This window comes from Variovorax paradoxus (genome assembly GCF_029919115.1).
In the GTDB taxonomy this organism is placed as follows: Bacteria; Pseudomonadota; Gammaproteobacteria; order Burkholderiales; family Burkholderiaceae_C; genus Variovorax; species Variovorax paradoxus_O.
The window spans coordinates 3948882-3973251 of the sequence record NZ_CP123990.1; the positions used below are offsets into that span (position 1 = coordinate 3948882).

The following is a 24370-nucleotide window of genomic DNA, read 5'->3' on the forward strand; positions in this document are numbered from 1 at the left end:
GCACGAGCCCTCATGGGCTCAATTCAAAAAATCAACGCTTGTCGAGGCCGGCCGGCGGCCAGCTTTCAAGCTTCATACCCAAGGTCAGGCCGCGGGAGGCAAGCACTTCCTTGATTTCGTTGAGCGACTTGCGACCCAGGTTCGGGGTCTTGAGCAGCTCGTTCTCGGTGCGCTGGATCAGGTCACCGATGTAGTAGATGTTTTCGGCCTTCAGGCAGTTGGCCGAACGCACGGTGAGTTCGAGCTCGTCGACAGGGCGCAGCAGGATCGGATCGAATTGCTGAGCGCTGCGCGGTGCCGGCGCATCGAATGCAGCCAGTTCGCCGCCTTCGAGTTGTGCGAACACAGCCAGTTGCTCGACCAGGATTTTAGCCGAGGCGCGAACCGCGTCTTCAGCGGTGATCGCGCCGTTGGTTTCGATTTCGACCAGCAGCTTGTCCAGGTCGGTACGCTGTTCGACACGAGCGCTTTCGACGGTGTAGCTCACGCGCTTGACGGGCGAGAACGAAGCGTCCAGAACAATACGGCCAATCGACTTGGTCGGCTCGTCGGCGTAGCGGCGCATCGTGCCGGGCACGTAGCCGCGGCCCTTTTCAACCTTGATCTGCATGTCGAGCTTGCCGCCTTGCGACAGGTGCGCGATCACGTGGTCGGGGTTGATGATCTCGACGTCGTGCGGGGTCTGGATGTCAGACGCGAGCACCGCGCCTTCGCCGTCCTTGCGCAGGCTCAGCGTGACTTCGTCGCGGTTGTGGAGCTTGAACACCACGCCCTTGAGATTCAGCAGGATGTTGACGACATCTTCCTGCACGCCGTCGATCGACGAGTACTCATGCAGAACGCCGGCGATCGTGACTTCAGTGGCCGAATAACCGACCATCGACGACAGCAGAACGCGACGCAGCGCGTTGCCGAGCGTGTGGCCGTAGCCGCGCTCGAAAGGCTCGAGCGTAACCTTGGCCTTGTTGGCGGCAAGTTGCTCGACCTGAATGGTCTTGGGTTTCAGCAGGGTGGTTTGCATGCAGACTTCCTCTCAATACCCCCGGCTCGTTACACCGGTAAGGCTGGTGAAGCACCCATCGGAAGTGCCTCCCGATGGGAACAAAAAAATCAAATTCGGGCCGCGAAGAGCGGCCCGTTATCGTCTGTTTAGCGCGAGTACAGTTCGACGATCAGCGATTCGTTGATGTCGGCTGCGAATTCGTCGCGATCGGGCACCTTCTTGAAGGTACCTTCGGCCTTGTCGGCATTCACTTCGACCCAGGCCGGAATACCGACTTGTTGGGCGAGTTGGAGCGCTTCGGCAATGCGGGTCTGCTTCTTCGACTTGTCGCGCACAGCGATCACGTCGCCGGTCTTCACCAGGTACGACGGAATGTTGACCGACTGGCCGTTCACCGTGATCGCCTTGTGCGACACGAGCTGGCGTGCTTCAGCGCGCGTCGAGCCGAAGCCCATGCGGTAGACCACGTTGTCTAGGCGCGATTCGAGAATGAACAGCAGGTTGGCGCCGGTGTTGCCACGGCGACGGTCGGCTTCCTCGAAGTAACGGCGGAATTGCTTTTCGAGCACGCCGTACATGCGCTTGACCTTCTGCTTTTCACGCAGTTGCAGACCGTAGTCCGACGTGCGCTGACCCGAAGTGCGGCCGTGCTGGCCGGGCTTGGAGTCGAACTTGGCCTTGTCTTGAATGGAGCGGCGGGCGCTCTTCAGAAACAGGTCGGTGCCTTCGCGGCGGGAAAGTTTGGCCTTGGGGCCGAGGTAGCGTGCCACGTGGTTTCCTTTGTGTCATCTGCCGCAGTTGCCTGCGGGAGCCATCGGCGAAAACGCGGATGGCGGTGGGCTTAGTTAAAAAACAAATGCGCAGCCGCTCAAGAGCCGGCTGCGCCTTGCGGACTGACGATCAGATGCGGCGACGCTTCTGGGGACGGCAGCCGTTGTGCGGAACGGGCGTCACGTCGGCAATGGAATTGATCCGGATGCCGAGCGCAGCCAGTGCGCGCACCGACGATTCGCGACCGGGGCCGGGGCCCTTGATCTCGACGTCGAGGTTCTTGATACCTTGCTCGACAGCAGCACGGCCGGCAACTTCGGAAGCAACCTGCGCAGCGAACGGCGTCGACTTGCGCGAGCCCTTGAAGCCCTGGCCACCCGACGAAGCCCACGACAGGGCGTTGCCCTGGCGATCGGTGATCGTGATGATGGTGTTGTTGAACGAGGCATGCACGTGGGCGATGCCGTCCGCAACGTTCTTGCGAACCTTCTTGCGAACGCGCTGTGCGGCGTTGTTTGCAGGTGCTTTAGCCATGCTGGTCTATCCTTATTTCTTCAGGGACTGCGCAGCCTTGCGCGGACCCTTGCGGGTGCGGGCATTGGTGCGCGTGCGCTGGCCGCGCATCGGCAGGCCGCGACGGTGACGGAAGCCGCGATAGCAGCCGATGTCCATCAAACGCTTGATGTTCATCGTCGTCTCGCGACGCAGATCGCCTTCGATGGTGAACAAGGCAATCTGGTCGCGGATCTTTTCGAGATCGGCGTCAGTCAGGTCCTTGATCTTCTTCGAATATTCGATGCCGCTCGCTTCGCAGATTTGACGGGCGCGCGTGCGACCGATGCCGAAGATGGCGGTCAGGCCGATTTCAGCGTGCTTGTGCGGCGGAATGTTGATGCCAGCAATACGTGCCATGTGCGTCCTCTAATACTCTTCAATCAACCCTGGCGCTGCTTGTGGCGCGGGTCGGTGCAAATCACACGCACCACACCTTTACGGCGGATGACCTTGCAATTACGGCAGATGGTTTTGACCGAAGCCGAAACTCTCATTTCATTCTCCTAAAACTGTTTAACGTGGCGGTACACCGCCCACACCCAATATTCTCAATACTGAAACTCACGGCCCTACGATGTCTTGAAGTTGGCCTTCTTCAGCAGCGATTCGTACTGCTGGGACATCATGTAGTTTTGCACCTGGGCCATGAAGTCCATCGTGACGACCACGATGATCAGCAGGGAGGTACCACCGAAGTAGAACGGTACGTTGTACTTCAGGATCAGGAACTCGGGCAGCAGGCAGACGAAGGTGATATACACCGCGCCGGCCAACGTCAGGCGAACCAGAATCTTGTCGATATAGCGAGCGGTCTGGTCACCCGGGCGAATGCCAGGAATGAAAGCACCACTCTTCTTCAGGTTGTCGGCCGTTTCCTTGCTGTTGAACACGAGTGCCGTGTAGAAGAAGCAGAAGAAAACGATCGCGGCAGCGTACAGCAGCACGTAGATCGGCTCGCCCGGGCGCAGTGCGCTGGCAATGTCCTTGATCCAGCGGAAACCGCCTTCACCGGTGCTGAACCAGCCAACCACCGTTGCGGGCAGCAGGATGATCGACGAGGCGAAGATCGGCGGAATCACACCGGCCATGTTCAGCTTCAAGGGCAGGTGCGACGACTGGCCGCCATAGACCTTGTTGCCAACCTGGCGCCGCGCATAGTTCACGAGGATCTTGCGCTGGCCGCGTTCGACGAACACCACGAAGTAGGTGACCAGCACCACGATCGCGATGATGAAGAGCGCAACGATCGGGTTCATTGCACCGGTGGTCACCAGCGAAGCGAGACCGCCGATGGCGCTTGGCAGACCGGCCGCGATACCTGCAAAGATCAGGATCGAGATGCCGTTGCCCAGGCCACGCTCGGTGATCTGCTCGCCAAGCCACATCAGGAACATCGAACCGGCCGTCAGGCTCACCATCGCGGTCAGGCGGAAGCCGAAACCGGGGGAGTTGACCAGGCCGGCAGACGACTCGAGCGCCACTGCGATGCTGAACGACTGGAACAAGGCCAGACCGAGTGCGCCATAGCGCGTGTACTGCGTGATCTTGCGACGGCCAGCCTCGCCTTCCTTCTTCAATTGCTCGAAGGTAGGAACCACGTAGGTCATCAACTGCATGATGATCGACGCCGAGATGTACGGCATGATCCCCAACGCGAACACGGTGAAGCGCGACAGCGCCCCGCCCGAGAACATGTTGAACAGGCTCAGAATGCCGCCCTGCTGGCCCTGGAACAACGCAGCCAGCTGGTCCGGGTTGATGCCCGGCACAGGAATGTGCGCGCCGATCCGATAGACCACGAGCGCGAGCAGCAAAAAGACGAGCCGGCGGCGGAGGTCGCCGAACTTGCCTGTTTTTGCGATCGTTGCCGCGTTAGTTGCCACGAAGAACTTCTTTCAGTCCAGTGTGATCAGGCGATGCTGCCGCCGGCTGCTTCGATCGCAGCCTTGGCACCAGCGGTTGCGCCCACGCCCGTCAGCTTGACGGCCTTGGTGAGTTCACCGGTCTTGACGATCTTGACGACCTTGGCGAGCTGGCCCACGAGGCCGGCTTGCTTGAGCGCCAGGATGTCCACTTCGGCCAGGCCGAGCTGCTCGAGGGCAGTCAGCGTGACTTCGGCGTTGAACTTCAGCAGGTGCGACTTGAAGCCACGCTTCGGCAGGCGACGCTGCAGCGGCATTTGACCGCCTTCGAAGCCGACCTTGTGGAAACCGCCTGCGCGCGACTTCTGACCCTTGTGACCGCGACCTGCGGTCTTGCCGATACCGGAGCCGATACCGCGGCCAACACGGCGCTTGGCGTGCTTGGCGCCGGCTGCCGGCTTGATGCCATTGAGTTCCATATCAGTCTCTCTTACAGAACTTTGACCAGATAACTGATCTTGTTGATCATGCCGCGCACCGCGGGGGTGTCTTGCAGCTCGCTCACGCTGTTGAGCTTGCGCAGGCCGAGGCCACGCACGGTCGCGCGATGCGATTCCTTGGTGCCAATCGGGCTCTTGACCAATTGCACCTTGAGGGTTTGTTGTTGCGTCGTCATTTGAATGCTTCCTTCAGCCTTGCGAGAGCTTGCGCTCAGGCGAAGATTTCTTCGACGGTCAGGCCGCGCTTGGCAGCCACTTCGGACGCGGTCGTCGAGTTCTTCAACCCGTCGAGCGTGGCGCGAACCATGTTGTAGGGGTTCGATGAACCATGGCTCTTGGCCACGATGTCGGTGATGCCCATGACTTCGAACACGGCGCGCATCGGGCCGCCGGCGATGATGCCGGTACCCTTCGGTGCGGGGATCATGACGACCGAAGCGGCGCCGTGATGACCCGTCACGCGGTGATGCAGCGTGCCGTTCTTGATCGAGATCTTGGCCAGGTTGCGACGGGCTTCTTCCATCGCCTTTTGTACGGCAGCAGGCACTTCCTTCGACTTGCCCTTGCCCATGCCGACGCGGCCTTCGCCGTCGCCCACGACGGTGAGTGCTGCGAAACCGAGGATACGACCACCCTTCACCACCTTGGTGACGCGGTTGATCGCGATCATCTTCTCGCGCAAACCGTCTTCAGGGCCTTCGTTCTGCGTTCTTGCTTGAATCTTTGCCATTTTGAATCTCGTGTCCGGTTAGAACTGCAGACCGGCTTCGCGGGCCGCCTCGGCCAGCGCCTTGACGCGGCCGTGGTACGCAAAACCTGCGCGGTCGAAGGCGACCTTCTCGACGCCGGCAGCCTTCGCCTTTTCAGCGATGCGCTTGCCGATGGCCGTTGCAGCGGCGGCATTGCCACCCTTGCCCGAGCCGCCGAGTGCCGTGCGCACTTCGGCTTCGGCCGTCGATGCGGTGGCAATCACCTTGGTGCCGTCGTCGGAGATGACGGTGGCATAGATGTGCAGGTTGGTGCGATTCACCGTCAGACGGGCCACGCCCTGCGTCGCGATGCGGATGCGGGTCTGGCGCGAGCGGCGAAGACGCTGTGCTTTTTTGGTCAACATCATTTTGCTGCCCCTTACTTCTTCTTGGTCTCTTTGATCACGATCTTCTCGTCCGAATAACGGATGCCCTTGCCCTTGTAAGGCTCAGGCGGACGAACAGCGCGGATCTCAGCGGCGATTTGACCAACGCGCTGACGGTCAGCACCCTTGATCACGATTTCGGTCGGGGTCGCGGTGGCCACCGTGATGCCTTGCGGCATGTCGATGTTGACCGGGTGCGAATAACCGACTTGCAGGTTCAACTTGTTGTTGGACGCTGCGGCCTTGTAGCCGACGCCGACCAGGTTGAGCTTCTTCTCGAAGCCCTTGGTCACGCCAACCACCATGTTGTTCACCAGCTGACGGATCGTGCCGCTCATTGCGTTCGCTTCACGCGATTCGTTGGCGGGCTCGAAGTTCAGCTTGCCGTCATTGCTGACGATCTTGACCAGTGCGTTGCGTGCGAGGTTGAGCGTGCCGCCCGTACCCTTGACGCTGATCTGGTCTTCCTTGATCGACACATCCACGCCTGCGGGGATGGTGATCGGCATTTTTCCTACTCGGGACATTTCAGTTACTCCTCGATGTCTCGGTTAGGCGACGTAGCACAGCACTTCGCCACCGACACCGGTAGCGCGCGCCTTGCGGTCGGTCATCACGCCCTTGGGGGTGGTGACGATCGCAACACCGAGGCCGTTCTGGACTTGCGGAATGGAAGCACTGGCCTTGTAGACGCGCAGGCCGGGGCGGCTCACGCGCTCGATGCGCTCGATGACCGGACGGCCAGCGTAGTACTTCAGGGTAATGACGAGTTCGGACTTGCCGTCTTCGGTCTTGACCTGGAAACCGTCGATATAGCCCTCGTCCTTCAGGACCTGCGAGATCGCGATCTTCACCTTGGAAGACGGGACCGACACAGTGGGCTTCGCCACCATCTGCGCGTTACGGATACGCGTCAGCAGGTCGGCAATGGGATCACTCATGCTCATGTTGTTTGCTCCTGCCTGGCTTACCAGCTGGCCTTGGTGACACCGGGGATGTCGCCATTGAAAGCCAGTTCGCGGATCTTGGCGCGGGCCAGACCGAATTGACGGAAGGTGCCACGGGGGCGACCGGTGATTTCGCAGCGGTTGCGCTGACGCGTGGGGTTCGCGTTGCGCGGGAGCTTTTGCAGGCCCAGGCGGGCAGCAGCGCGCTCTTCGTCGCTCTTCTTCACGTCGTTGGAAATTGCCTTCAGTTCCGCGTGCTTCGCAGCGTACTTGGCGACCAGCTTGTCGCGCTTGAGTTCGCGCTGGATCAAAGATGCTTTAGCCACAGATCACCTCAGTTCTTGAACGGGAAACGGAAACCAGCGAGAAGCGCCTTGGCTTCTTCGTCGGTCTTGGCCGTCGTCGTGATGCTGATATTGAGACCGCGCAGGGCATCGACCTTGTCGTATTCGATCTCGGGGAAAATGATCTGTTCCTTGACGCCGATGTTGTAGTTGCCACGGCCGTCGAACGCACGGCCGGAGATGCCGCGGAAGTCGCGAACACGCGGCAGCGCGATGGTCACGAAACGGTCCAGGAACTCATACATCTGCACGCCACGCAGCGTGACCATGCAGCCGATAGGTTGGTTTTCGCGGATCTTGAAACCGGCGATAGCCTTCTTCGACTTGGTGACCACGGGCTTCTGGCCGGCGATCTTGGTGAGGTCGGCAACAGCGTTGTCGAGAACCTTCTTGTCGGCGACAGCTTCACCCACACCCATGTTCAGGGTGATCTTGGTGAGGCGGGGGACCTGCATCGGCGACTTGTAGCCGAACTTTTCCGTCAGGTCTTTCGCGATCTTTTCGCGATAGTGTTGTTGGAGACGTGCCATGTGAGTACCTCTTAGGCGAACTTGATTTCGTCGCCGCTGGACTTGAAGACGCGAACAGCCACGCGCTTGCCGTCAGCACCCTGGGTGATCTTGATGCCCACGCGATCGGCCTTGCCGGTCGCGGCATTGAAGATCGCCACGTTGGATTGGTGGATGGGCATGGTCTTCTCGACGATGCCGCCGGTCGTACCCTTGAGGGGGTTCGGCTTGGCGTGCTTCTTGACGATGTTCACGCCCTCGACGACGAGGTGCGAATCGTCCTTGCGCAGCGAGACGACGCCGCGCTTGCCTTTGTCGCGCCCGGCCAACACGATGACCTGGTCGCCTTTGCGAATCTTGTTCATGGCGTTGTTGTCCTTACAGAACTTCGGGGGCCAGCGACACGATCTTCATGAACTTTTCGGTGCGCAGCTCGCGCGTCACCGGTCCGAAGATGCGGGTGCCGATCGGCTCCAGCTTGGCGTTGAGCAACACGGCTGCGTTGCCATCGAATTTGACGAGGGAGCCGTCGGCGCGACGGATGCCCTTGGCGGTGCGGACCACCACTGCGCTGTAGATCTCGCCCTTCTTGACGCGACCACGCGGAGCGGCTTCCTTGATGCTGACCTTGATGACGTCGCCCACGCTGGCATAACGCCGCTTGGAGCCACCGAGCACCTTGATACACAGGACGGACTTCGCGCCTGTGTTGTCGGCCACTTCGAGCCGGGATTCAGTTTGGATCATTGCTAGTAGTTCCCAACTTGTACCGATGCGCCTCCAGGAGGGAGACGCTGCGGTCAGTCTTGGGCCCGTCGTCTGCACCTCGAACCACTCGAGGCACTTCCGCTTTGGGCTGAAAGCTTCGCCTTTTTGAAGCGAAGCCAGCGATTGTGGCACGCAGGCAAAAGGCTGTCAACTGCCTTCTGGCCCGGAAATGCGCTGGAACTAGACTTGGCGGCGTGCGCACCTTTATTCCAGACCCGCAGGAAGCCCAATCACCCGCGCGTCGCCGGCTGCTGCTGGCCGGCGTAGCCGCCGCTTTCGCTGGCTCGGGACTGTGGGGCTGCGGAAGTCCGGCGATGCCGCTGCCAGGGGCGGGACGACTGCGCCGCATCGCGGAGGCCCACTGGCCGCACCGGCTGAATATACAGGGCACGACGGCGGGCGGTCTTTCCGGCATTGACTACGACGTTGAAAGAAGCGAGTACTTGCTACTCAGCGATGACCGATCTGACTTGAGCCCCGCACGTTTCTATACCGCCTCGTGGCCCGCGCCCTGGGCGCAGGCGCCCGCCCCGAAAGATGTGGTTCAGCTGCAACGACCCGGCGGCGGGCCTTGGCCCGACCGGCGCCGCGCCGACCCGGGCACCCCTGTGGCAGACCCCGAATCGCTGCGCGTGCGGCCAGGGGCCGGCACCCTGCTCTGGGTGAGCGAAGGGGATGTCCTGCGCGGATTCGGTCCCGCCCTCTATGAATCGGCACGCGATGGCCGCCTGCTTCGCGAATTCCCGCTGCCGGCCATGTTCACTCCCGATCCGGCGCGGCAGCGAGGCCCGCGCGACAACCTGGGTTTCGAGGGCTTGGCGGTGACGCCGGACGGCCGCCATGCCTGGCTCGCGATGGAAAACGCCCTGATCCAGGACGGCCCGGTTCCCACCACCCAGGCGGCCGGAGGCCCTTGCCGGCTGACCCAGGTCGACCTGGAAACCGGTCGGGCCGTTTGTCAGATAGCCTACGTTCCCGACCCGATTCCGCTGCGGCCGCTCCTCCCCGGCAGCCATGCGGACAACGGCATCAGCGAGATCCTGATGCTCGACAACGACCGCATGCTGGTGCTCGAGCGCGCCTACGCCACCGGCGCCGGAAACTCGCTGCGCCTCTACGAGATCGAAATCCGCGACGCGACCGATGTGCTGAATACCGACGTGCTCGCCACAGGCAACCACCGGCCGGCGCCAAAAGAGCTGGTCGCCGACTTCGCCTCGCTCGGCCTTTCGCGCCTGGACAACACCGAAGGCCTTTGCTGGGGCCCGGCCTTGCCGGACGACAAACGCATGCTGGTCGTGGTGAGCGACGACAATTTCAACCCGCTGCAGACAACCCAGTTCGCGGCATTCGAATACACCGACCGACCATGACCATCGCCGTCACTTTCCTGCCCCGCACCGCGCCGGCACCGCTTCCTCCCGTCGCCTTCATCGGCGGCGGCAACATGGCCAGCGCCATCATCGGCGGCCTCATCAAGCAGGGCACGCCCGCCGACGCTTTCGAGGTGGTCGAACCGTTCGAAGAAGCCCGCCAGAAGCTGGCGCAGTCCTTCGGCATCATCGCGCAGGCCGAGGCGAGCGAAGCCCTCTCGCGCTGCGCGGTGGTGGTGTGGGCGGTCAAGCCGCAGACCTTTGCGGAAGCCGCCCGTCCGGTGCGCGCCTTTGCCGAAAACGCATTGCACCTGAGCGTCGCGGCGGGCATTCCATCGGACAGCATCGCACGCTGGCTCGGCAGCGAGCGCGTGGTGCGCGCCATGCCCAATACGCCGGCGCTGGTCGGCCAGGGCATGACCGGTCTCTACGCGCGGCCCGGCGTGGACGCTGCCGACCGCGCACTGGTCGCGCAATTGCTGGCGCCCACCGGCGAGCTGCTCTGGGTCGACGACGAGGCCGCGCTGGACGCGGTCACGGCCATGTCCGGTTCGGGTCCTGCCTATGTGTTCTATTTCATCGAGGCGATGGCCGAGGCCGGCGTCGAAATGGGCCTCTCGTCCGATCAGGCCCTGCGTCTGGCGGTCGGCACCTTCACCGGCGCCTCGGCGCTGGCGCACAGCGCCACCGAGCCGCCATCGGTGCTGCGCGAACGCGTGACGTCGAAGGGCGGAACGACCTATGCGGCTCTTGCGTCGCTCGAAGGCGCCGACGTCAAGGCGAAGTTCAAGGCCGCCATTCGCGCGGCCCAGCAGCGCGCCGCCGAACTGGGCGACGAATTCGGCCGCGCCTGAGTCTCGTCAGGCCGGCAATGCGCGCGGCCCGAGGAAGACCAGCCACTCGGCCGCGAGCGTGACGGTGCCGTCCTCGAGCTCGAGCAGCACCTCCTCCTTCAGCAGGAAGCTGTCGCCAGGCTTGGGCGTCACTTCAAGAATGCGCACCCGCGCCCGGAAGCGCGCACCCACCGGCATCGGCCTGACAAAGCGCAACCGGTCGAATCCATAGTTCAACGCGTGGTTCGCATCGAAGGGCAGCAGCGTCCGCATGGCCTCGCCGGTCAGCCGGATCAGGTGCGACACCTGGAAGAAGCCCGGGACGATCGTTCCGCCGTAGTTCGCCTCGCGTGCGGCGCGCTCCGGGTCGAGATGGATCCATTCGCCCTCGCCGTCGCCCGACAGTGCCGCGTACCGGTCGACCATCTCCTGCGTGATGAGATGCCAGCCGGACAGGCCTTCCTGGCCGATCTTGTGCGTCAGGCGTTCGAGCATGGTGCGTCCCGTCTGTCTAGCGGATGGCGTAGCCGGCCGCGATGCCGGCGAACACCGTGAAGCCGAGCCAGTGGTTCAGCCGGAAGGCCTTGAAGCACCCGTCGCGCGTGCGGTCGCGAATCAGCCGCCAGTGCCACCCCGCCTGCGCCGCGGCAATGGCAATGGCTGCGAAAAACACCGCACCCAGCCCCCGGCTGGCACCGGCCCAGGCCCAGACCGCCAGGAACATGCCGTAGCTCGCCATGATCGCGGCCACGTCGAAGCGGCCGAAGGTGATGGCCGAGGTCTTCATGCCGATCTTGAGGTCGTCGTCGCGGTCGACCATGGCGTATTCGGTGTCGTAGGCCAGCACCCAGAACAGGTTCCCGGCGAGCAACCAGGCGGCAAACACCGGCACGGTGGACTGCACCGCCGCAAACGCCATCGGAATACCGAAGCTGAAGGCAATGCCAAGCACCGCCTGGGGAACCGAGACGAAGCGCTTGGCAAACGGATAGACCAGCGTGATGGCCAGCGCCGCGAACGACCACAGCACCGTCACCCGATTGGTCGTGAGCACCAGCGCAAAGGCCAGCAACGCCAGCACCGCGCCCAGCACCAGCGCCTCCCTGACCGAGACCGCCCCGCTGGTGACCGGCCGCTGCGCGGTTCGTTTCACATGGCGGTCGAAGTCCCGATCGGCCACGTCGTTGACGCAGCAGCCCGCGCTGCGCATCAGGATGGTGCCCAGCACGAACACGGCCAGCAGGTGCCAGCCTGGCCATCCCCCGGCCGCAAACCAGAGGGCACCCAGCGTGGGCCACAGCAGCAACAGCCAACCGGCGGGACGGTTCCAGCGAATCAGGTCGAGATAAAGCGCAAAACGGCGGGCAAGCATGCGGCAGGCAAAAAAAGAGCGGCCATTGTGCCGCTCTCGGGGTTCGGGTTTGCGTGCCCGCTCAGTCTTCGAGCAGCGAACGCAGCATCCATGCGGTCTGGTCGTGCACCGTGCAGCGCGCGGTCAGCATGTCGGCCGTCGGGTCGTCGCCGGCCTCTTCCGCCACCGGGATGAACTCGCGCGCGATGCGCGACACGGTTTCGTGGCCCTTCACCAGGATGCGCACCATCTCCATCGCCTTCGGCGGGGTTTGCGGCACGTCCGGCACGGTGGATATCTTGCTGAACTCGGCATAGGAACCGGGCGCATAGTGGCCCAGCGCGCGAATGCGCTCGGCAATGATGTCGGTCGCGCCCCAGAGCTCGGTGTACTGCGTCATGAACATGGCGTGCAGCGAGTTGAAGTGCGGCCCCGTCACATTCCAGTGAAAGTTGTGCGTGGTGAGGTAGAGCGTGTAGGTATCGGCCAGCACGCGGCTCAGGCCCTCGGCAATGGCGGCGCGGTCCTGGCGTTCGATGCCGATGTTGATGATTGGGGCATTGCGGCTCCCCGACTCCTGGGCCACCAGGGCATCACCCTTCTTGGGCACCTTGCCGGATGAAGAGGACGACGACGCTTTCTTCGAATCTTTTGCCATGGCGTGAAACTCTTTCTTCAAGTCTTAGGGACAACCGTTATTCTGAAAGCCGGCCCGCGGCTTCGCAACAGCGCCACTCTATCCCAGCGATCAATGAATTCGAATGGCCTCCACGTAGGCCAAGTTCGCGAGTTTGCTCTCTCTTGCGGCAGCCTTATGACAGCCGCTTGACGCCCGGCAGTTCGCACGCATAGATGGCATTGCGCAATGCCGCGATCGCCTCGTAGCGCGTGAACGTGCGGCGCCACGCCAGCACCACGCGCCGCGTGGGCGGGTCGCGGTCCTGCGCATCGCGCACCGGCAGGTAGCGCACCATCTGCTCGGGCTCCCTGCGGCCCTTGACCTTGGGCTTGAGCGCTTCGGCAGGCACCGAGAGGCGCGGCACCAGCGTTACGCCCATGCCCGAGGCCACCATGTGCTTGATGGTTTCGAGCGACGAGCCCTCGAAGCTTTTCCGGATGCCCTCTGCATTGCTGGAGAAGCGCGCGAACTCGGGGCACACCTCCAGCACATGGTCGCGAAAGCAGTGGCCCGTGCCGAGCAGCAGCATGGTTTCGTTCTGCAGTTCGTCGGAGGTCACCGACTCCCGGTCAGCAAACTTGTGCTTTGCCGGCAGTGCCGCCATGAACGGCTCGTCGTAGAGCGGCGCCATGGCCAGGCCGGTATCGGGAAAAGGCTCGGCCATGATCGCGCAGTCGATCTCGCCGGCGCGCAGCATCTCCAGCAGCTTGACGGTGAAATTCTCCTGCAGCACCAGCGGCATCTGCGGCGTGCGCGCGATCACCTGGCGCACCAGGTCGGGCAGCAGGTAGGGACCAATGGTGTAGATCACCCCCAGGTTCAGGGGACCGGCCAGCGGGTCTTTTCCGCGCTTGGCAATTTCCTTGATGCTCGCGGCCTGGTCGAGCACGCTTTGCGCCTGCTGCACGATCTGCTCGCCCAGCGGCGTCACGGTCACTTCGCCCGCGCTGCGCTCGAAGAGCTTGACCTCGAGCTCGTCCTCGAGCTTCTTGATGGCCACCGACAGCGTCGGTTGGGAGACGTAGCAGGCCTCTGCCGCCTTGCCGAAGTGCCGTTCGCGGGCTACTGCGACGATGTATTTGAGTTCTGTGAGAGTCATAGCTTGCGTCAATTATGCGCAAGGGTGTGTGACCGGACTCCGCCTGGGGTCGCCTTTCGGGCCACCGGCGCAGCAAGCAGGCCTATGCCTTGAGGTACTCGGCCTTCGTGCCGAGCCAGCGGTCGATATGCCGCTGCGCCAGGTCCGGGTGCTTTTGCAGCATGACGGGCGCCAGCTCGCGCGCCCAATCGAGCAGCATCGCATCGGTGGTCAGGTCGGCAAAGCGCAGCAACGGTGCGCCCGACTGGCGCGCGCCCAGGAACTCGCCAGGGCCGCGAATCTCGAGGTCGCGGCGCGCTATCTCGAAGCCGTCGCTGGTTTCGGCCATGGCCTTGAGCCGGGCCCGCGCCGCCTCGCCCACGCGCCCGCTGTCGCCCGGCGCATAGAGCAGCACGCAGGCGGATGCCGCGGCGCCACGTCCCACCCGGCCGCGCAGCTGGTGCAGCTGAGAGAGGCCGAAGCGCTCGGCGTGCTCGATCACCATCAAGGAGGCGTTCGGCACGTCCACCCCCACCTCGATCACGGTGGTGCTCACCAGCACCTGGATCTCGTTGGCCGTGAAAGCCGCCATCACGGCCTGCTTCTCGGCAGTGGGCATGCGCGAATGCAGCAGCCCGACATTGACCGCAGGGCCCAATGCATCGGCCAGCTCGTCGCGTGTTTCGGTCGCGTTGCGCAGGTCGACGGCCTCGCTCTCCTCGATGAGCGGACACACCCAGTACACCTGCCGCCCCTGTTCGACCTGCGCCTGGATGCGATCGATCACCTCATCGCGCCGGTGATCGGCTACCAGCTTGGTAACGATGGGCGTTCGGCCAGGCGGCAGCTCGTCGAGCGTGGACACATCCAGGTCGGCGTAATAGCTCATCGCCAGCGTGCGCGGGATGGGCGTGGCGCTCATCATGAGCAGATGGGGTTCGAGATGCCCGCCAGCCTTGCCGCGCAGCGCGAGCCGCTGGGCCACGCCGAAGCGGTGCTGCTCGTCGATGATCGCGAGCGCCAGGTTCTTGAAGCGCACCTTTTCCGAAATGACGGCATGCGTGCCGATCACCAGGGCCGCCTCGCCGCTTTCCACCGCGGCCGACATGGTGTCGCGCTCCTTCTTCTTCTGGCTGCCCGTGAGCCAAGCCACGCGCAAGCCCCGCTCGGCCAGCAGCGGATCGAGCCAGCCCACCAGCTTGCCGAAGTGCTGGGCGGCAAGGATTTCCGTCGGCGCCATCAACGCGCACTGAAACCCCGCGTCGATGGCCCGCGCCGCGGCAAGCGCCGCCACCACCGTCTTGCCCGAGCCCACGTCGCCCTGCAGCAAGCGGTGCATCGGAATCTCGCGGCCCAGGTCGCGCGTGATTTCTTCGCCCACGCGCTGCTGCGCCCCGGTCAGGCCGAAAGGCAGCACCGCGAGCAATTGCGCATGCAGCGAGCTCAGCTCCGGCTCGGCGGAAGAGGGCAGCGCCGGTGCGCGCTGCGCCGCTCGCTCCAGCCGCGCCTGCAGTTGCGAGAGCTGCTGCGCCAGCAGTTCCTCCGCCTTGATGCGCTGCCAGGCGGGATGGCTGTGGTCTTCGAGCGTGGCCATGGCCACGTCGGGCGTGGGGTAGTGCAGAAAGGTCAGCGAACTGCGCAGGTCCCAGGCGCCGCGCAGGCCGATCTGCACCGGAATCGTCTCGTCGAGCACCGCACGCGCCAGGCCCGAACGCACCTCGCGCCGGAGCACCGGCTGCGGGAGCCCGGCCACCGTCGAGTACACGGGCGTGAGCGCCTCGGGCAGCGAAGTGCCGGCCGCCTTGACGGTCGGATGCATGATCTGCCGCCCGACAAAGCCGCCGCGCACCTCGCCGCGCACGCGCACGCGGGCTCCCACCGCGAGCTGCTTTTGCTGCGAGGGATAGGAGTTGAAAAAACGAAGCTGGCAGGTGTCGCTGCCGTCGTCGATGGTGGCGATCAATTGCCGGCGTGGACGAAACACCACCTCGCACTCCGTCACCACGCCTTCGACCTGCGCCATGTCGCCGTCGCGCGTGTCGGCCAGCCGCACGATGCGGGTCTCGTCCTCGTAGCGCATCGGCAGGTAGAGCGCAAAGTCGATGTCGCGCACCAGGCCGAGCTTGCGCAGCGCGCGCTGCACGGCGCTCAGGCCGGCGCCGGGCGCGGCTGGGGCGGCGGCGGGCGGGCTTGAGGTCTTTTCGGGCGGCACTGACTTCGCGGAAGCGGGCATGGGACAATTCTGCCCGGCTCCGGCCTCGCTTTTACTCATCTTCCACGCCTCCTTGGCACGGGCCCGTCCGGCCCTCAAGCACCATGCGCGCCTTCACGCTTTCCGATTTCGATTTCGACCTGCCCCCCGAACTGGTGGCGCAGCATCCGGCCACCGAACGCACTTCGTCCCGCCTGCTCGATGGCACCGGCAGCGAGCCGGTCGACCGCATCTTCAAGAGCCTGCCTTCGCTTCTGCGCAAAGGCGACCTGCTGGTCTTCAACGACACGCGCGTGGTCAAGGCACGCCTCTTCGGCGAGAAGCCGACTGGCGGCAAACTCGAACTGCTGGTCGAACGCGTGCTGCAGGGCAACGAGGTGGTCGCACACATGAAGGTCAGCAAGAAGCCGCCTGTGGGCACCACGCTGCAGATGGTGGGCGGCTTTCGTGCGACGCTTCTGGGGCGCTGGCCCGAGGAAGATGGCGCGCTGTTCCGGTTCGGCTTTGAAAGCGACGCCGGCGAGGACCCGTATGCGCTGATGGCCCGCTGCGGCCACGTGCCGCTGCCGCCCTACATCACCCACACCGATTCGGCCGACGACGAGAGCCGATACCAGACCGTGTTCGCGCGCGTGCCCGGCGCCGTGGCCGCACCAACGGCCGCGCTGCATTTCGACGAAGCGCTGCTCGACGAGCTCGAAGCCCGCGGCGTGCAGCGCGCCAACGTGACATTGCACGTGGGCGCCGGCACCTTCCAGCCGGTCAAGACCGAGAACATTGCCGAGCACACGATGCATGCCGAGCGCTACGAGGTGCCCGAAGCCACGCAGCGCGCAATTGCCGAATGCAAGGCACGCGGCGGCCGCGTGGTCGCGGTTGGCACCACCACCGTGCGCACGCTCGAATCGTGGGCCAAGAGCGGCGAAACGAGCGGCGACACGCGCATCTTCATCACGCCGGGCTTCGCCTTCGAGCACATCGACCTGCTGGTCACCAACTTCCATCTGCCGAAGAGCACGCTGATGATGCTGGTCTCGGCCTTTGCGGGCTACGAGCGCGTGATGGCGTTGTATGCCCACGCCATTGCCCATCGATACCGCTTCTTCAGCTACGGCGACTCCATGCTGCTGGCGCGCTCTGCCCCATGAAGTTCAGTGCCCTCCGCCTTTGGCTGGCCGCGTTCGGATGCGCGATGCTGCTGCCGACGGCGGGCCATGCGCGCGGCTACACGCCTCAGGGGCTCTGCGGCGTGTACGCGCGGCTCGACATCGGCAGCCCCGTGGGCACTTGCGTCGCGCTGCTGGCCGACGAGGCACAGGGCCTGCGCGCGCCACGTCGCATTCTCGAGGTCGCGCCCGGCCGCTACTGGGTGGTCGACATGGGATCGTGGGAACCGCGCCGTGGCCGCCTGCTCGAGATGGTGCTGCCTGCCGATGGTCCTGCGCCGCGGCGCGCGCGCTTCAGCGTGCTGGCCGAGCAGCTCGACCGTCCCCTGGGTCTCGTTGCCGGACCTGACGGCAAGATCTACATCGGCGAGTCGGGCGCGGTCTGGCGCACGGCTATTCCTTCGCCCGGCGGTGCACTGCAGCGCGAAACGGTGATCGACGGGCTGCCGGGCGACGGCACGCATCCGCTCAAGGAACTGGCGTTCGGACCCGGCGGGCGCCTCTACGTGAACGTCGGCTCCGATTCCGATGCCTGCCGCGATACCTCGTCGAAACAATACCCGCTGCCCTGCCCCGACCTGGCCGGACCGAAGCCCCGCGCCACGGTGTACGAAGCCGTGCTCGCCGGGCCGGACTACAAGCTGCAGAGCTTCAAGCCCTTTGCCACGGGCCTGCGCAACTCGGTCGCATTGACGGTGCTGCCGGACGGCCCGGCCAAGGGCACCGTGCTGCAGGGCGAGAATTCCATCGACTACGAAGACGTGGGCCAGCCCCCCGAAGAGTTGAACCGGCTGCAGGCCGGGCGCGACTATGGCTGGCCCTACTGCGTCGGCAACCGCCGGCCCGCGCGCGGCTACGAGAACCGGCATGACTGCAAGGCCACCGAAGCCCCGCTGATGCTCTGGCCCGCGCACGTCGCGCCGCTGCAGATGATCACCGGGCCCGCGAACAGCCGCTTCGCGGGCCAGCTGCTGGTGGCGTGGCGCGGCCACCAGGCGCCCGGCCACCGCGTGGTGGGCTACACGCTCGATACGCGGGGCCTGCCGTCGGGCAAGCCGATCGAATGGCTCGCCGGCTGGAACCCCAAGCCCGGTGTGCGACCCATGGGCCGCCCCACCGGCATCACCGTCGACCGGCAGGGCCGCCTGCTCGCCGTCGAAGACTTCAACCGTACCATCCTGATGCTGCTGCCGGACACCGGCGCCGCCCCCCGGAAATGACCGACACCACCTTGCCGCGCCTGAAGTTCGAACTTCTCAAGACCGACCCCGACAGCCACGCGCGCCGTGCCACGCTCACGCTCAACCACGGCGTGGTGCAAACGCCGATCTTCATGCCCGTGGGCACCTACGGCACCGTCAAGGGCGTGATGCCGCGCAGCCTCGAAGAGATGGGCGCGCAGATCATTTTGGGCAACACCTTCCACCTGTGGATGCGGCCCGGCCTGGACGTGATGGCGAGTTTCGGCGGGTTGCACCAGTTCGAAAAATGGAACAAGCCCATCCTCACCGACTCGGGCGGCTTCCAAGTCTGGTCGCTGGGCGCCATGCGCAAGATCAGCGAAGAGGGCGTCAAGTTCGCGTCGCCCGTCAACGGCGACAAGCTGTTCCTCACGCCCGAGGTCTCGATGCAGATCCAGACCATCCTGAACAGCGACATCGTGATGCAGTTCGACGAGTGCACGCCCTACGACACCAAGGGCCACATCACCACCGAAGCCGAGGCGCGGATCTCGATGGAACTGAGCCTGCGCTGGGCCAAGCGCTGCCAGCATGAATTTGCGCGGCTCGAAAACCCGAACGCGCTCTTCGGCATCGTGCAGGGCGGCATGTTCGAGAACCTGCGAGAAGAATCGCTCGCCGCGCTGGTGGACATGGACTTTCCAGGCTACGCCATTGGCGGCGTGAGCGTGGGCGAGCCCAAGGAAGAGATGCTGCACATCATGGGCCACACGCCGCACCGGCTGCCGGCCGAGAAGCCGCGCTACCTGATGGGCGTGGGCACGCCCGAGGACCTGGTGCAGGGCGTGGCGGACGGCGTCGACATGTTCGACTGCGTGATGCCGACCCGCAATGCGCGCAACGGCACGCTGTTCACGCGCTTCGGCGACCTGAAGATGCGCAATGCGCGCCACAAGAACGACCCTCAGCCCATCGACCCGAGCTGCACCTGCCATGCCTGTGCGGGCACCTCGGGCGTGAGCTGGAACGACGGCGGTCGCGAGGGCTTCAGCCGCGCGTACCTGCACCACCTGGACCGCTGCGCCGAAATGCTCGGGCCGATGCTCACCACCATCCACAACCTGCACTACTACCTGAACCTGATGCGCGAAATCCGCGAATCGCTCGAGGCGGGCACTTTCACGGCTTTCAGGGCGCGCTTCAAGGCCGACCGCGCGCGCGGCGTGTAGCCGCCGCACCCGGCCCGGTCGAACCGGCTCGCTCTACTTTGCAGCGGCGGGCGCCTTGACGGCAAGCGGCGTGGTGTACGGCTCGATGCGCAGCAGGTCGTTCTTGAAGACGGCCACCTGGCGCAGCGGCGCCTGCACCAGCGCACCTGCGGCATCTTTCTGCGATGCGTATTGCCAAAGCGTGAGCTGCCCCTTGGCTGCCAGCAGCTCGGCCAGGCGCTGCACGCCGGGGCCGGCTCCGGTGCCGAGCTGCGCCGCCTCCACCCCGACGATGATCTCGTCTTTCGGCGAGACCACCTTGAAGAGCTGGATCGGCGCCGGCGCTTGGGCGCGGGCGGGCCGCACGGCGGCTGCCAAGGGCAGAAGCGCCAGGGCGGAAAGGCCGCTCAGCGCGCGGCGACGGTAGGAATTGTTCATGGGCGACAAGCCTACCCACGCAGGCGCCCGCTGCCCACATGCCGGAAGCCATACGCCACGTACACCGGAGGTATGCAGGAGTAGACCGGGTTCGCTTACAGATACACATCCGCTACGCTCAACGCCATGACCACCGCTTCTTCATCACCACCTACCGCATACAGCGCCCGCTATCCCTCGCTGGCCGGCCGCACCGTGTTCATCTCCGGCGGCGCCACCGGCATTGGCGAAGCGCTGGTGCGGGCCTTCCACAACCAAGGCGCGAAGGTCGGCTTCTGCGACCTTGATGCCCCGGCAGGCCGTGCGCTCGCGGCCCAGCTCCAGGGCGGCAACCCGGCGCTGTTCTGCGAATGCGACGTAACAGACACCGCGGCCCTCAGCGCCGCCATTGCCGCGGTGCGCGCGCAGTTCGGCCCCATCGGCGTGCTGCTGAACAACGCGGCCAATGACCGCCGCCATGAAATGGCCGACGTGACCAGCGAAGATTTCGACCGGCTCGTGGCGGTCAACTTCAAGCACCAGTTCTTCGCGGCACAGGCTGTTGCGGACGACATGCGCGCGCTGGGCGGCGGCTCGATCATCAACTTCGGTTCGATCAGCTGGATGATCAAGGGCCGTGGCTACCCCGTCTACCAGGCCTGCAAGGCGGCCGCGCGCGGACTCACGCGGTCGCTGGCGCGAGACCTGGGCAAGGAGAACATCCGCGTCAATTCGATCGTGCCGGGCTGGGTCATGACCGAGCGGCAGATCAAGCTGTGGGTTAAGCCCGAGTCCGGTGCCGAGATCGATGCGGCGCAGTGCCTGCCGGGCCGCGTGATGGCCGAAGACATTGCCGCCATGGCCCTGTTCCTGGCGGCCGACGATTCGAAAATGTGCACCGCGCAAGACTTCGTGGTGGATGCCGGCTGGACCTGAAGCAAAAAAAGCCCGGCATGCCGGGCTTCCTGCGGGTTGGCGACCAGCCGATCAATCGCGCAGTTCGGCCGGAACCTTGCCGCCGTTGGCCGCCAGCTTGGTCATGACCTGGCGATGCAGCCAGATGTTCATCTTGGCGCTGTCGCTGGTGTCGGCGCCGTAGCTGAGTTCGGCCGCGAGCTGCTTGCGCGCATCGAGGCTGCTGTCCAGGCCAAGCAGCTTCATCAGGTCGACGATGGAGGTGCGCCAGTTCAGGCTGCTCGCGCCGGGCATGCCGTCGAGCAGGGCCTCGACGTCGACCACGGTAATGGCCGCCGGGGGGGCGGCAGCGGCGGGTGCGCCGGCGGACACCGGGGCTGCCGGAGCGGGCGCGGTGGCGGCGTTCGCGGACGGGAAAATCTTGGAAAGAATGCTGCCGAAAATGCTCATGCGTGTGCTCCGTCGATGTTGAAAAAGGAAAACCTGCGGCCACAGTTGTGTCGCCGCCGGACGTTGTAGCACGGCCCTGCGGCGCTCCCGCTACACCGCAGGCCGAACCGCCGCGCCGGATGTGAACGAATTCGCAGACTCTCCTGCGGATGCAGGCGACGCCGGTGGCGCGGCGGATGTACCGCAGGCATGGCAGAACTTCGAGAACGCGCTCTTGCGGGTTTCACACTGGCCGCAATGGTCGAACAGGCCAATGCCGCAATGCGGGCAGAAGTCGATTTCGTTGTTCTTCAGGTCCACCGGCCGCTCGCAACCGGGGCACACGTTCTTGCCGAGCCGCGTGAGCGCGGTGTCGTAGCTGAGTTCTTCGCGTCGCACCTGGTCGGGCTGCTGCTCGGCGAGCTTCTGGCGGGCCAGGTAGCTGTTCAGCGCCACGATGGCATAACGCCCCACCAGCACCGTGGCCAGAATACCCACCACGTAGCGCACATAGCCGCCATAGCTCGGCATGTAGGGCACCAGCTCGACGAAGAAGGCGAACACCGCAAAGAAGATGAAGCCCCAAACAAAAGGCCAGTAGGTGCCCTTCCGCTTTTTAACGAAGAGCCAGCCCGCCACCACCAGCAGGGGCAGCGTCAGCGCAAGCCGGTAGCCGAACACGCGCAATTCGACCCGGCGGTACTCGGCCTCCAGCTTCTCCTGGGCAACGCGCTCCAGCACCGCCAGCGATTGGCGCGCGCGCTGCTCGCCCTGCCGCGCATCGAGCACGATCTGGCGCTGTGTATTCACCTGCTGCTGAACCTCGTTTTCCTTTTGCTTGAAGACATCGAGCGCCTTGGTGCGCGCGATGAGTTCCGTGTCCTGGTCAGGCTGCGCGGTGGCGCGTCGCGTGGCTATCCAGTTGGCGAAAGTCTCGCGGGCGTTGGCACTGGCCTGCTGTGCGGCAGTGAGCTGCAGGCGAACCTGCTCCAGCTCGCGTGTTGCGACGAGCTCGGTTTGCTCCGCCGCCTTGATCGTGTTGCGCAGCGGCTCGGCCGCGGCACGGTCGATGAAGTCGTCCAGCTGCAGGGCCCGCTCCACCTGCGGCAGGTCGCCCACGATGGTGCCGCCAAGCCCTATCAGGAAGCTCGCGAACACGAGGGCCACCAGCCACAGGCCGCGGCGAAACCACTTTTCGGACAGTCGCAATGACTTGCTCATTTTTTTCTTCCTCGTTTTCTTTTCGAAGCGCGAACGCCCGGCTTGCAACTACAGCTTGAACGCCACCGGTGCAGCACCCAGCCCCGCGCGCGGCAGCCATGCGAATACCGAATCGACAGTGACCGTTTCGATGCGGTCCGAAAAGCGCTTGTCATTCGGGTGATCGTCGAACGCCACGTTGGCCGACCCCACACGGCCGCCCAGGCGCGTGAGCGGGCCGAGCCGCAGCGTCGTCGGCTCGTAGCCCTTGAACTGCATCCACGCCTGGGCCTGCCCGCGGCTACCGATGGTGGCGGGCTCCATGGCCGCGGCCAGCGTCTCGACGGCCCATTGGTTCGACTGCTGGTACTTCTGCCCCCACACGTAGCTCACGATGCTGTAGGGCGCCACGTTCAGCCGCACGATGCGGGGCGGCGGCTCCTGCAGCGCGGCCAGCAACTGGGCCTGCACCTGCGGCGTGGGCACCACCCAGGCCGCCTCGTAGCGCCAGAGGTCGTCCAAAAAGAACTCGCCAAGCCCCTGCCGGTACACCGCAGCCACGGCCGTGCCGCATTGGTTGAGCTTGTGCACGACGCGCCACGGGCCTTGCTCCGTCTTGAAGGCGATGCCCAGGTGCGAATAGCGCAGGCCGTATTTGCTCAGGTCTTGCCCGGCCCGGGCCAGCAGCACGACGCGGGCCCCGCTCGCATCCAGCTGCTGCGAGGTGCGCTCGGCCAACTGCATGCCCTTGACGATCAACTCGGCGGTCGGCTTGGCCTGCTCGCAGGAACGGCCGGCGTGCGTTTGAAGCGGCAGGGCCGCCGCGAGCACAAGGAGCCCAGGGAAGAGCGCGCGCTTCATGACAGCCTCTCGTTGTGCAACAACGCGCGGCCGATGGCATTGGGCACAAAGGCCAGCACCTCGCCCGCGGCCGACAGCACGATGCCGGTACCGATCACGCTGACCAGCACACCCGTGCCCACCGATGCGGACACGCCATTGGCGGCGCGGCCCATCACCTTGACGCTGGCGCGGGCGCCATCGGACGCGCGCTCCAGCACGTAGACGGTGCCGTCCGCCGAGGCCTCGACTGCCATCACGGTGAGCATCGAGCCGCCCACCGAGAGCGCGGCCGGCACCGCGACCACCGCGGTAGCCGAAGCGCCGACGGCTGAAGCGGCACCCACCACCGAGGCCACAGGCAGCAGTGAAAGTGCCCCGGACGCCTCGGATGCCTGGCTCTGCGCATGGGCCTGAAGGGGAAGCACGGCACCGGCGAACACGGTGCCGGCGGCGACAAGAAGAGCTGCAATCGACTTTTTCATGACAATCTTTCGTTGGTTGAGGTGTGGGTCAAAAAAAGCGGAAGACGCGCCGCTCATTCAGCCGAGCCGGCGGCAGCCGCTTCCTGCCGGGCGGCACGGCGGCCTTGCAGGCGCGCTTCGACCAAGTCGGCCTCGTGACGGTCGCGCAGCGTCTTGGCCAGCGTGAAGGCCGAGCTGATCAGGAACAGCCAGCTCACGCCCAGGAAGGCCTTGTAGGCGTCGTTGATCTCCATGCGGATCAAGCCCCAGCCGGTCAGGCCCATGGCCGTGAAGAAGCTGCCCCAGACCACCAGGCGCCACATCGGCACGTCGCGGCTTGCGGCGCCGCCGGCGTCCGCATGCTGGTTGTCGCGAATGAACTTGGCCAGCATGAAGGCGGTGCTCAGGCAGAACACGTAGCCCATCACCATGAACGCACGGTCCAGCGCCTCGCGCGGCAGCCAGCTCAAGCCGGTGGCGCACAGGAACACGGCAATCGCGAAAGAAGCCCAGACCTGGAGCTGCCAGGCCCGCGTATCGCGCTGGATCGAAACGGTGGTGGAAGGGAAGGTTTGCATGAATGCCTCGCGGCGTAGTGAAGGTGGGCGAATGATGATTCGCTCCCGCACC

General features: G+C 64.8%; 33 protein-coding genes. 6 read left to right on the forward strand and 27 right to left on the reverse strand.

Annotated features, from left to right (window positions below; all coding sequences use genetic code 11):
* Window positions 1-31 precede the first annotated feature (31 nt).
* From QHG62_RS19020 to rplN, 16 genes are all read right to left on the reverse strand, one after another.
* Entirely contained in the window at window positions 32-1021 is a 990-nt protein-coding gene (locus QHG62_RS19020; protein ID WP_057593154.1) for a DNA-directed RNA polymerase subunit alpha, read from the reverse strand.
* A 128-nt stretch (window positions 1022-1149) separates the two neighbouring features.
* A complete protein-coding gene (gene rpsD / locus QHG62_RS19025) occupies window positions 1150-1773 on the reverse strand; it encodes a 30S ribosomal protein S4 (protein ID WP_013544104.1) in 624 nt (207 codons plus the stop codon).
* Between the two features lie 130 nt (window positions 1774-1903).
* Window positions 1904-2308, reverse strand: coding sequence for a 30S ribosomal protein S11 (gene rpsK / locus QHG62_RS19030; RefSeq protein ID WP_009124825.1), 405 nt, complete (start codon window positions 2306-2308; stop codon window positions 1904-1906).
* Between the two features lie 12 nt (window positions 2309-2320).
* Complete coding sequence (gene rpsM, locus QHG62_RS19035) at window positions 2321-2686, reverse strand: 30S ribosomal protein S13 (RefSeq protein ID WP_013544105.1); 366 nt, start codon at window positions 2684-2686, stop codon at window positions 2321-2323.
* 23 nt (window positions 2687-2709) lie between these two features.
* Entirely contained in the window at window positions 2710-2823 is a 114-nt protein-coding gene (gene rpmJ / locus QHG62_RS19040; RefSeq protein WP_013544106.1) for a 50S ribosomal protein L36, read from the reverse strand.
* Between the two features lie 75 nt (window positions 2824-2898).
* On the reverse strand, window positions 2899-4212 hold the full coding sequence (gene secY, locus QHG62_RS19045; protein ID WP_281147159.1) for a preprotein translocase subunit SecY: 1314 nt from the start codon (window positions 4210-4212) through the stop codon (window positions 2899-2901).
* Between the two features lie 26 nt (window positions 4213-4238).
* A complete protein-coding gene (rplO, locus tag QHG62_RS19050) occupies window positions 4239-4670 on the reverse strand; it encodes a 50S ribosomal protein L15 (RefSeq protein ID WP_062364115.1) in 432 nt (143 codons plus the stop codon).
* Window positions 4671-4681: 11 nt separating this feature from the next.
* Window positions 4682-4867 carry a 50S ribosomal protein L30 gene (rpmD, locus tag QHG62_RS19055; protein ID WP_009124818.1) on the reverse strand — a complete coding sequence of 62 codons (186 nt, stop codon included), beginning with the start codon at window positions 4865-4867 and terminating at the stop codon, window positions 4682-4684.
* A 35-nt stretch (window positions 4868-4902) separates the two neighbouring features.
* Entirely contained in the window at window positions 4903-5421 is a 519-nt protein-coding gene (gene rpsE / locus QHG62_RS19060; protein WP_042577478.1) for a 30S ribosomal protein S5, read from the reverse strand.
* Window positions 5422-5439: 18 nt separating this feature from the next.
* Window positions 5440-5805 carry a 50S ribosomal protein L18 gene (gene rplR / locus QHG62_RS19065; RefSeq protein WP_262073592.1) on the reverse strand — a complete coding sequence of 122 codons (366 nt, stop codon included), beginning with the start codon at window positions 5803-5805 and terminating at the stop codon, window positions 5440-5442.
* 14 nt (window positions 5806-5819) lie between these two features.
* Complete coding sequence (gene rplF / locus QHG62_RS19070; RefSeq protein WP_009124809.1) at window positions 5820-6353, reverse strand: 50S ribosomal protein L6; 534 nt, start codon at window positions 6351-6353, stop codon at window positions 5820-5822.
* 24 nt (window positions 6354-6377) lie between these two features.
* The gene (gene rpsH / locus QHG62_RS19075) at window positions 6378-6773 is read right to left on the reverse strand and encodes a 30S ribosomal protein S8 (RefSeq protein ID WP_021012928.1); all 396 of its coding nucleotides are present in this window, start codon (window positions 6771-6773) and stop codon (window positions 6378-6380) included.
* A 20-nt stretch (window positions 6774-6793) separates the two neighbouring features.
* The gene (gene rpsN, locus QHG62_RS19080; protein ID WP_258502860.1) at window positions 6794-7099 is read right to left on the reverse strand and encodes a 30S ribosomal protein S14; all 306 of its coding nucleotides are present in this window, start codon (window positions 7097-7099) and stop codon (window positions 6794-6796) included.
* Window positions 7100-7107: 8 nt separating this feature from the next.
* On the reverse strand, window positions 7108-7647 hold the full coding sequence (rplE, locus tag QHG62_RS19085) for a 50S ribosomal protein L5 (protein WP_013544114.1): 540 nt from the start codon (window positions 7645-7647) through the stop codon (window positions 7108-7110).
* 11 nt (window positions 7648-7658) lie between these two features.
* Complete coding sequence (gene rplX, locus QHG62_RS19090; RefSeq protein WP_126748524.1) at window positions 7659-7991, reverse strand: 50S ribosomal protein L24; 333 nt, start codon at window positions 7989-7991, stop codon at window positions 7659-7661.
* 13 nt (window positions 7992-8004) lie between these two features.
* Window positions 8005-8373, reverse strand: coding sequence for a 50S ribosomal protein L14 (gene rplN, locus QHG62_RS19095; protein WP_009124801.1), 369 nt, complete (start codon window positions 8371-8373; stop codon window positions 8005-8007).
* A 215-nt stretch (window positions 8374-8588) separates the two neighbouring features.
* On the opposite strand from rplN, the gene QHG62_RS19100 reads away from it, so the two are divergent.
* Window positions 8589-9767 (forward strand): esterase-like activity of phytase family protein, encoded by a 1179-nt coding sequence (locus QHG62_RS19100; RefSeq protein WP_281147182.1) that lies wholly within the window; start codon window positions 8589-8591, stop codon window positions 9765-9767.
* Window positions 9764-10621, forward strand: a complete 858-nt coding sequence (gene proC, locus QHG62_RS19105; protein ID WP_281147184.1) for a pyrroline-5-carboxylate reductase — start codon at window positions 9764-9766, stop codon at window positions 10619-10621. Before QHG62_RS19100 ends, proC begins: the two co-directional genes overlap by 4 nt.
* Window positions 10622-10627: 6 nt before the next feature.
* Here proC and QHG62_RS19110 read toward each other — a convergent pair whose 3' ends face one another.
* The 5 genes from QHG62_RS19110 to recG all read right to left on the reverse strand — a co-directional run bounded on the left by QHG62_RS19110 (window position 10628) and on the right by recG (window position 15941).
* Window positions 10628-11095 carry a MaoC/PaaZ C-terminal domain-containing protein gene (locus QHG62_RS19110; protein ID WP_281147186.1) on the reverse strand — a complete coding sequence of 156 codons (468 nt, stop codon included), beginning with the start codon at window positions 11093-11095 and terminating at the stop codon, window positions 10628-10630.
* Window positions 11096-11111: 16 nt separating this feature from the next.
* Complete coding sequence (gene ubiA, locus QHG62_RS19115; protein WP_281147188.1) at window positions 11112-11972, reverse strand: 4-hydroxybenzoate octaprenyltransferase; 861 nt, start codon at window positions 11970-11972, stop codon at window positions 11112-11114.
* Between the two features lie 61 nt (window positions 11973-12033).
* On the reverse strand, window positions 12034-12609 hold the full coding sequence (locus QHG62_RS19120; protein ID WP_281147190.1) for a Dps family protein: 576 nt from the start codon (window positions 12607-12609) through the stop codon (window positions 12034-12036).
* A 154-nt stretch (window positions 12610-12763) separates the two neighbouring features.
* Window positions 12764-13729 (reverse strand): LysR substrate-binding domain-containing protein, encoded by a 966-nt coding sequence (locus tag QHG62_RS19125; RefSeq protein WP_281147192.1) that lies wholly within the window; start codon window positions 13727-13729, stop codon window positions 12764-12766.
* An 82-nt stretch (window positions 13730-13811) separates the two neighbouring features.
* Window positions 13812-15941, reverse strand: coding sequence for an ATP-dependent DNA helicase RecG (gene recG / locus QHG62_RS19130; protein WP_281147194.1), 2130 nt, complete (start codon window positions 15939-15941; stop codon window positions 13812-13814).
* An 83-nt stretch (window positions 15942-16024) separates the two neighbouring features.
* Here recG and queA point away from each other — a divergent pair, with 83 nt between their 5' ends.
* Genes queA through tgt form a run of 3 tightly spaced genes read left to right on the forward strand, consistent with a single transcriptional unit; the run spans window position 16025 to window position 19496 of the window.
* Window positions 16025-17068 (forward strand): tRNA preQ1(34) S-adenosylmethionine ribosyltransferase-isomerase QueA, encoded by a 1044-nt coding sequence (gene queA, locus QHG62_RS19135; protein ID WP_281147196.1) that lies wholly within the window; start codon window positions 16025-16027, stop codon window positions 17066-17068.
* Window positions 17065-18306, forward strand: coding sequence for a PQQ-dependent sugar dehydrogenase (locus QHG62_RS19140; RefSeq protein ID WP_281147198.1), 1242 nt, complete (start codon window positions 17065-17067; stop codon window positions 18304-18306). The genes queA and QHG62_RS19140 overlap by 4 nt, the downstream gene beginning before the upstream one ends.
* A complete protein-coding gene (gene tgt / locus QHG62_RS19145) occupies window positions 18303-19496 on the forward strand; it encodes a tRNA guanosine(34) transglycosylase Tgt (RefSeq protein WP_281147200.1) in 1194 nt (397 codons plus the stop codon). The genes QHG62_RS19140 and tgt overlap by 4 nt, the downstream gene beginning before the upstream one ends.
* Window positions 19497-19529: 33 nt before the next feature.
* Here the strand turns inward: tgt and QHG62_RS19150 are convergent, their stop codons facing one another.
* A complete protein-coding gene (locus QHG62_RS19150) occupies window positions 19530-19913 on the reverse strand; it encodes a hypothetical protein (RefSeq protein WP_281147202.1) in 384 nt (127 codons plus the stop codon).
* Between the two features lie 126 nt (window positions 19914-20039).
* Between QHG62_RS19150 and QHG62_RS19155 the strand changes: the two genes are divergently transcribed.
* Window positions 20040-20828, forward strand: coding sequence for an SDR family NAD(P)-dependent oxidoreductase (locus QHG62_RS19155; protein WP_281147204.1), 789 nt, complete (start codon window positions 20040-20042; stop codon window positions 20826-20828).
* Between the two features lie 51 nt (window positions 20829-20879).
* Here QHG62_RS19155 and QHG62_RS19160 read toward each other — a convergent pair whose 3' ends face one another.
* The 5 genes from QHG62_RS19160 to QHG62_RS19180 all read right to left on the reverse strand — a co-directional run bounded on the left by QHG62_RS19160 (window position 20880) and on the right by QHG62_RS19180 (window position 24318).
* Complete coding sequence (locus QHG62_RS19160) at window positions 20880-21257, reverse strand: DUF3597 domain-containing protein (RefSeq protein ID WP_281147206.1); 378 nt, start codon at window positions 21255-21257, stop codon at window positions 20880-20882.
* A gap of 90 nt (window positions 21258-21347) precedes the next feature.
* Complete coding sequence (locus tag QHG62_RS19165; protein ID WP_281147208.1) at window positions 21348-22457, reverse strand: zinc ribbon domain-containing protein; 1110 nt, start codon at window positions 22455-22457, stop codon at window positions 21348-21350.
* Between the two features lie 48 nt (window positions 22458-22505).
* Complete coding sequence (locus QHG62_RS19170; RefSeq protein ID WP_281147210.1) at window positions 22506-23297, reverse strand: DUF2145 domain-containing protein; 792 nt, start codon at window positions 23295-23297, stop codon at window positions 22506-22508.
* Window positions 23294-23761, reverse strand: a complete 468-nt coding sequence (locus QHG62_RS19175; RefSeq protein ID WP_281147212.1) for a hypothetical protein — start codon at window positions 23759-23761, stop codon at window positions 23294-23296. The genes QHG62_RS19170 and QHG62_RS19175 overlap by 4 nt, the downstream gene beginning before the upstream one ends.
* A gap of 53 nt (window positions 23762-23814) precedes the next feature.
* Entirely contained in the window at window positions 23815-24318 is a 504-nt protein-coding gene (locus QHG62_RS19180) for a YiaA/YiaB family inner membrane protein (protein WP_281147214.1), read from the reverse strand.
* Window positions 24319-24370: the final 52 nt, after the last annotated feature.

Excerpts from the sequence above, each read along its gene's own strand:
- QHG62_RS19020 (WP_057593154.1), bottom strand. The coding sequence starts at position 1,021 with ATGCAAACCACCCTGCTGAAACCCAAGACCATTCAGGTCGAGCAACTT.
- rpsK (WP_009124825.1), bottom strand. The coding sequence starts at position 2,308 with ATGGCTAAAGCACCTGCAAACAACGCCGCACAGCGCGTTCGCAAGAAG.
- rpsM (WP_013544105.1), bottom strand. The coding sequence starts at position 2,686 with ATGGCACGTATTGCTGGCATCAACATTCCGCCGCACAAGCACGCTGAA.
- rpmJ (WP_013544106.1), bottom strand. The coding sequence starts at position 2,823 with ATGAGAGTTTCGGCTTCGGTCAAAACCATCTGCCGTAATTGCAAGGTC.
- rplO (WP_062364115.1), bottom strand. The coding sequence starts at position 4,670 with ATGGAACTCAATGGCATCAAGCCGGCAGCCGGCGCCAAGCACGCCAAG.
- rpmD (WP_009124818.1), bottom strand. The coding sequence starts at position 4,867 with ATGACGACGCAACAACAAACCCTCAAGGTGCAATTGGTCAAGAGCCCG.
- rpsE (WP_042577478.1), bottom strand. The coding sequence starts at position 5,421 with ATGGCAAAGATTCAAGCAAGAACGCAGAACGAAGGCCCTGAAGACGGT.
- rplR (WP_262073592.1), bottom strand. The coding sequence starts at position 5,805 with ATGTTGACCAAAAAAGCACAGCGTCTTCGCCGCTCGCGCCAGACCCGC.
- rplF (WP_009124809.1), bottom strand. The coding sequence starts at position 6,353 with ATGTCCCGAGTAGGAAAAATGCCGATCACCATCCCCGCAGGCGTGGAT.
- rpsH (WP_021012928.1), bottom strand. The coding sequence starts at position 6,773 with ATGAGCATGAGTGATCCCATTGCCGACCTGCTGACGCGTATCCGTAAC.
- rplE (WP_013544114.1), bottom strand. The coding sequence starts at position 7,647 with ATGGCACGTCTCCAACAACACTATCGCGAAAAGATCGCGAAAGACCTG.
- rplX (WP_126748524.1), bottom strand. The coding sequence starts at position 7,991 with ATGAACAAGATTCGCAAAGGCGACCAGGTCATCGTGTTGGCCGGGCGC.
- rplN (WP_009124801.1), bottom strand. The coding sequence starts at position 8,373 with ATGATCCAAACTGAATCCCGGCTCGAAGTGGCCGACAACACAGGCGCG.
- proC (WP_281147184.1), top strand. The coding sequence starts at position 9,764 with ATGACCATCGCCGTCACTTTCCTGCCCCGCACCGCGCCGGCACCGCTT.
- QHG62_RS19110 (WP_281147186.1), bottom strand. The coding sequence starts at position 11,095 with ATGCTCGAACGCCTGACGCACAAGATCGGCCAGGAAGGCCTGTCCGGC.
- ubiA (WP_281147188.1), bottom strand. The coding sequence starts at position 11,972 with ATGCTTGCCCGCCGTTTTGCGCTTTATCTCGACCTGATTCGCTGGAAC.
- QHG62_RS19120 (WP_281147190.1), bottom strand. The coding sequence starts at position 12,609 with ATGGCAAAAGATTCGAAGAAAGCGTCGTCGTCCTCTTCATCCGGCAAG.
- QHG62_RS19125 (WP_281147192.1), bottom strand. The coding sequence starts at position 13,729 with ATGACTCTCACAGAACTCAAATACATCGTCGCAGTAGCCCGCGAACGG.
- recG (WP_281147194.1), bottom strand. The coding sequence starts at position 15,941 with ATGCCCGCTTCCGCGAAGTCAGTGCCGCCCGAAAAGACCTCAAGCCCG.
- queA (WP_281147196.1), top strand. The coding sequence starts at position 16,025 with ATGCGCGCCTTCACGCTTTCCGATTTCGATTTCGACCTGCCCCCCGAA.
- QHG62_RS19140 (WP_281147198.1), top strand. The coding sequence starts at position 17,065 with ATGAAGTTCAGTGCCCTCCGCCTTTGGCTGGCCGCGTTCGGATGCGCG.
- tgt (WP_281147200.1), top strand. The coding sequence starts at position 18,303 with ATGACCGACACCACCTTGCCGCGCCTGAAGTTCGAACTTCTCAAGACC.
- QHG62_RS19150 (WP_281147202.1), bottom strand. The coding sequence starts at position 19,913 with ATGAACAATTCCTACCGTCGCCGCGCGCTGAGCGGCCTTTCCGCCCTG.
- QHG62_RS19155 (WP_281147204.1), top strand. The coding sequence starts at position 20,040 with ATGACCACCGCTTCTTCATCACCACCTACCGCATACAGCGCCCGCTAT.
- QHG62_RS19160 (WP_281147206.1), bottom strand. The coding sequence starts at position 21,257 with ATGAGCATTTTCGGCAGCATTCTTTCCAAGATTTTCCCGTCCGCGAAC.
- QHG62_RS19165 (WP_281147208.1), bottom strand. The coding sequence starts at position 22,457 with ATGAGCAAGTCATTGCGACTGTCCGAAAAGTGGTTTCGCCGCGGCCTG.
- QHG62_RS19170 (WP_281147210.1), bottom strand. The coding sequence starts at position 23,297 with ATGAAGCGCGCGCTCTTCCCTGGGCTCCTTGTGCTCGCGGCGGCCCTG.
- QHG62_RS19175 (WP_281147212.1), bottom strand. The coding sequence starts at position 23,761 with ATGAAAAAGTCGATTGCAGCTCTTCTTGTCGCCGCCGGCACCGTGTTC.
- QHG62_RS19180 (WP_281147214.1), bottom strand. The coding sequence starts at position 24,318 with ATGCAAACCTTCCCTTCCACCACCGTTTCGATCCAGCGCGATACGCGG.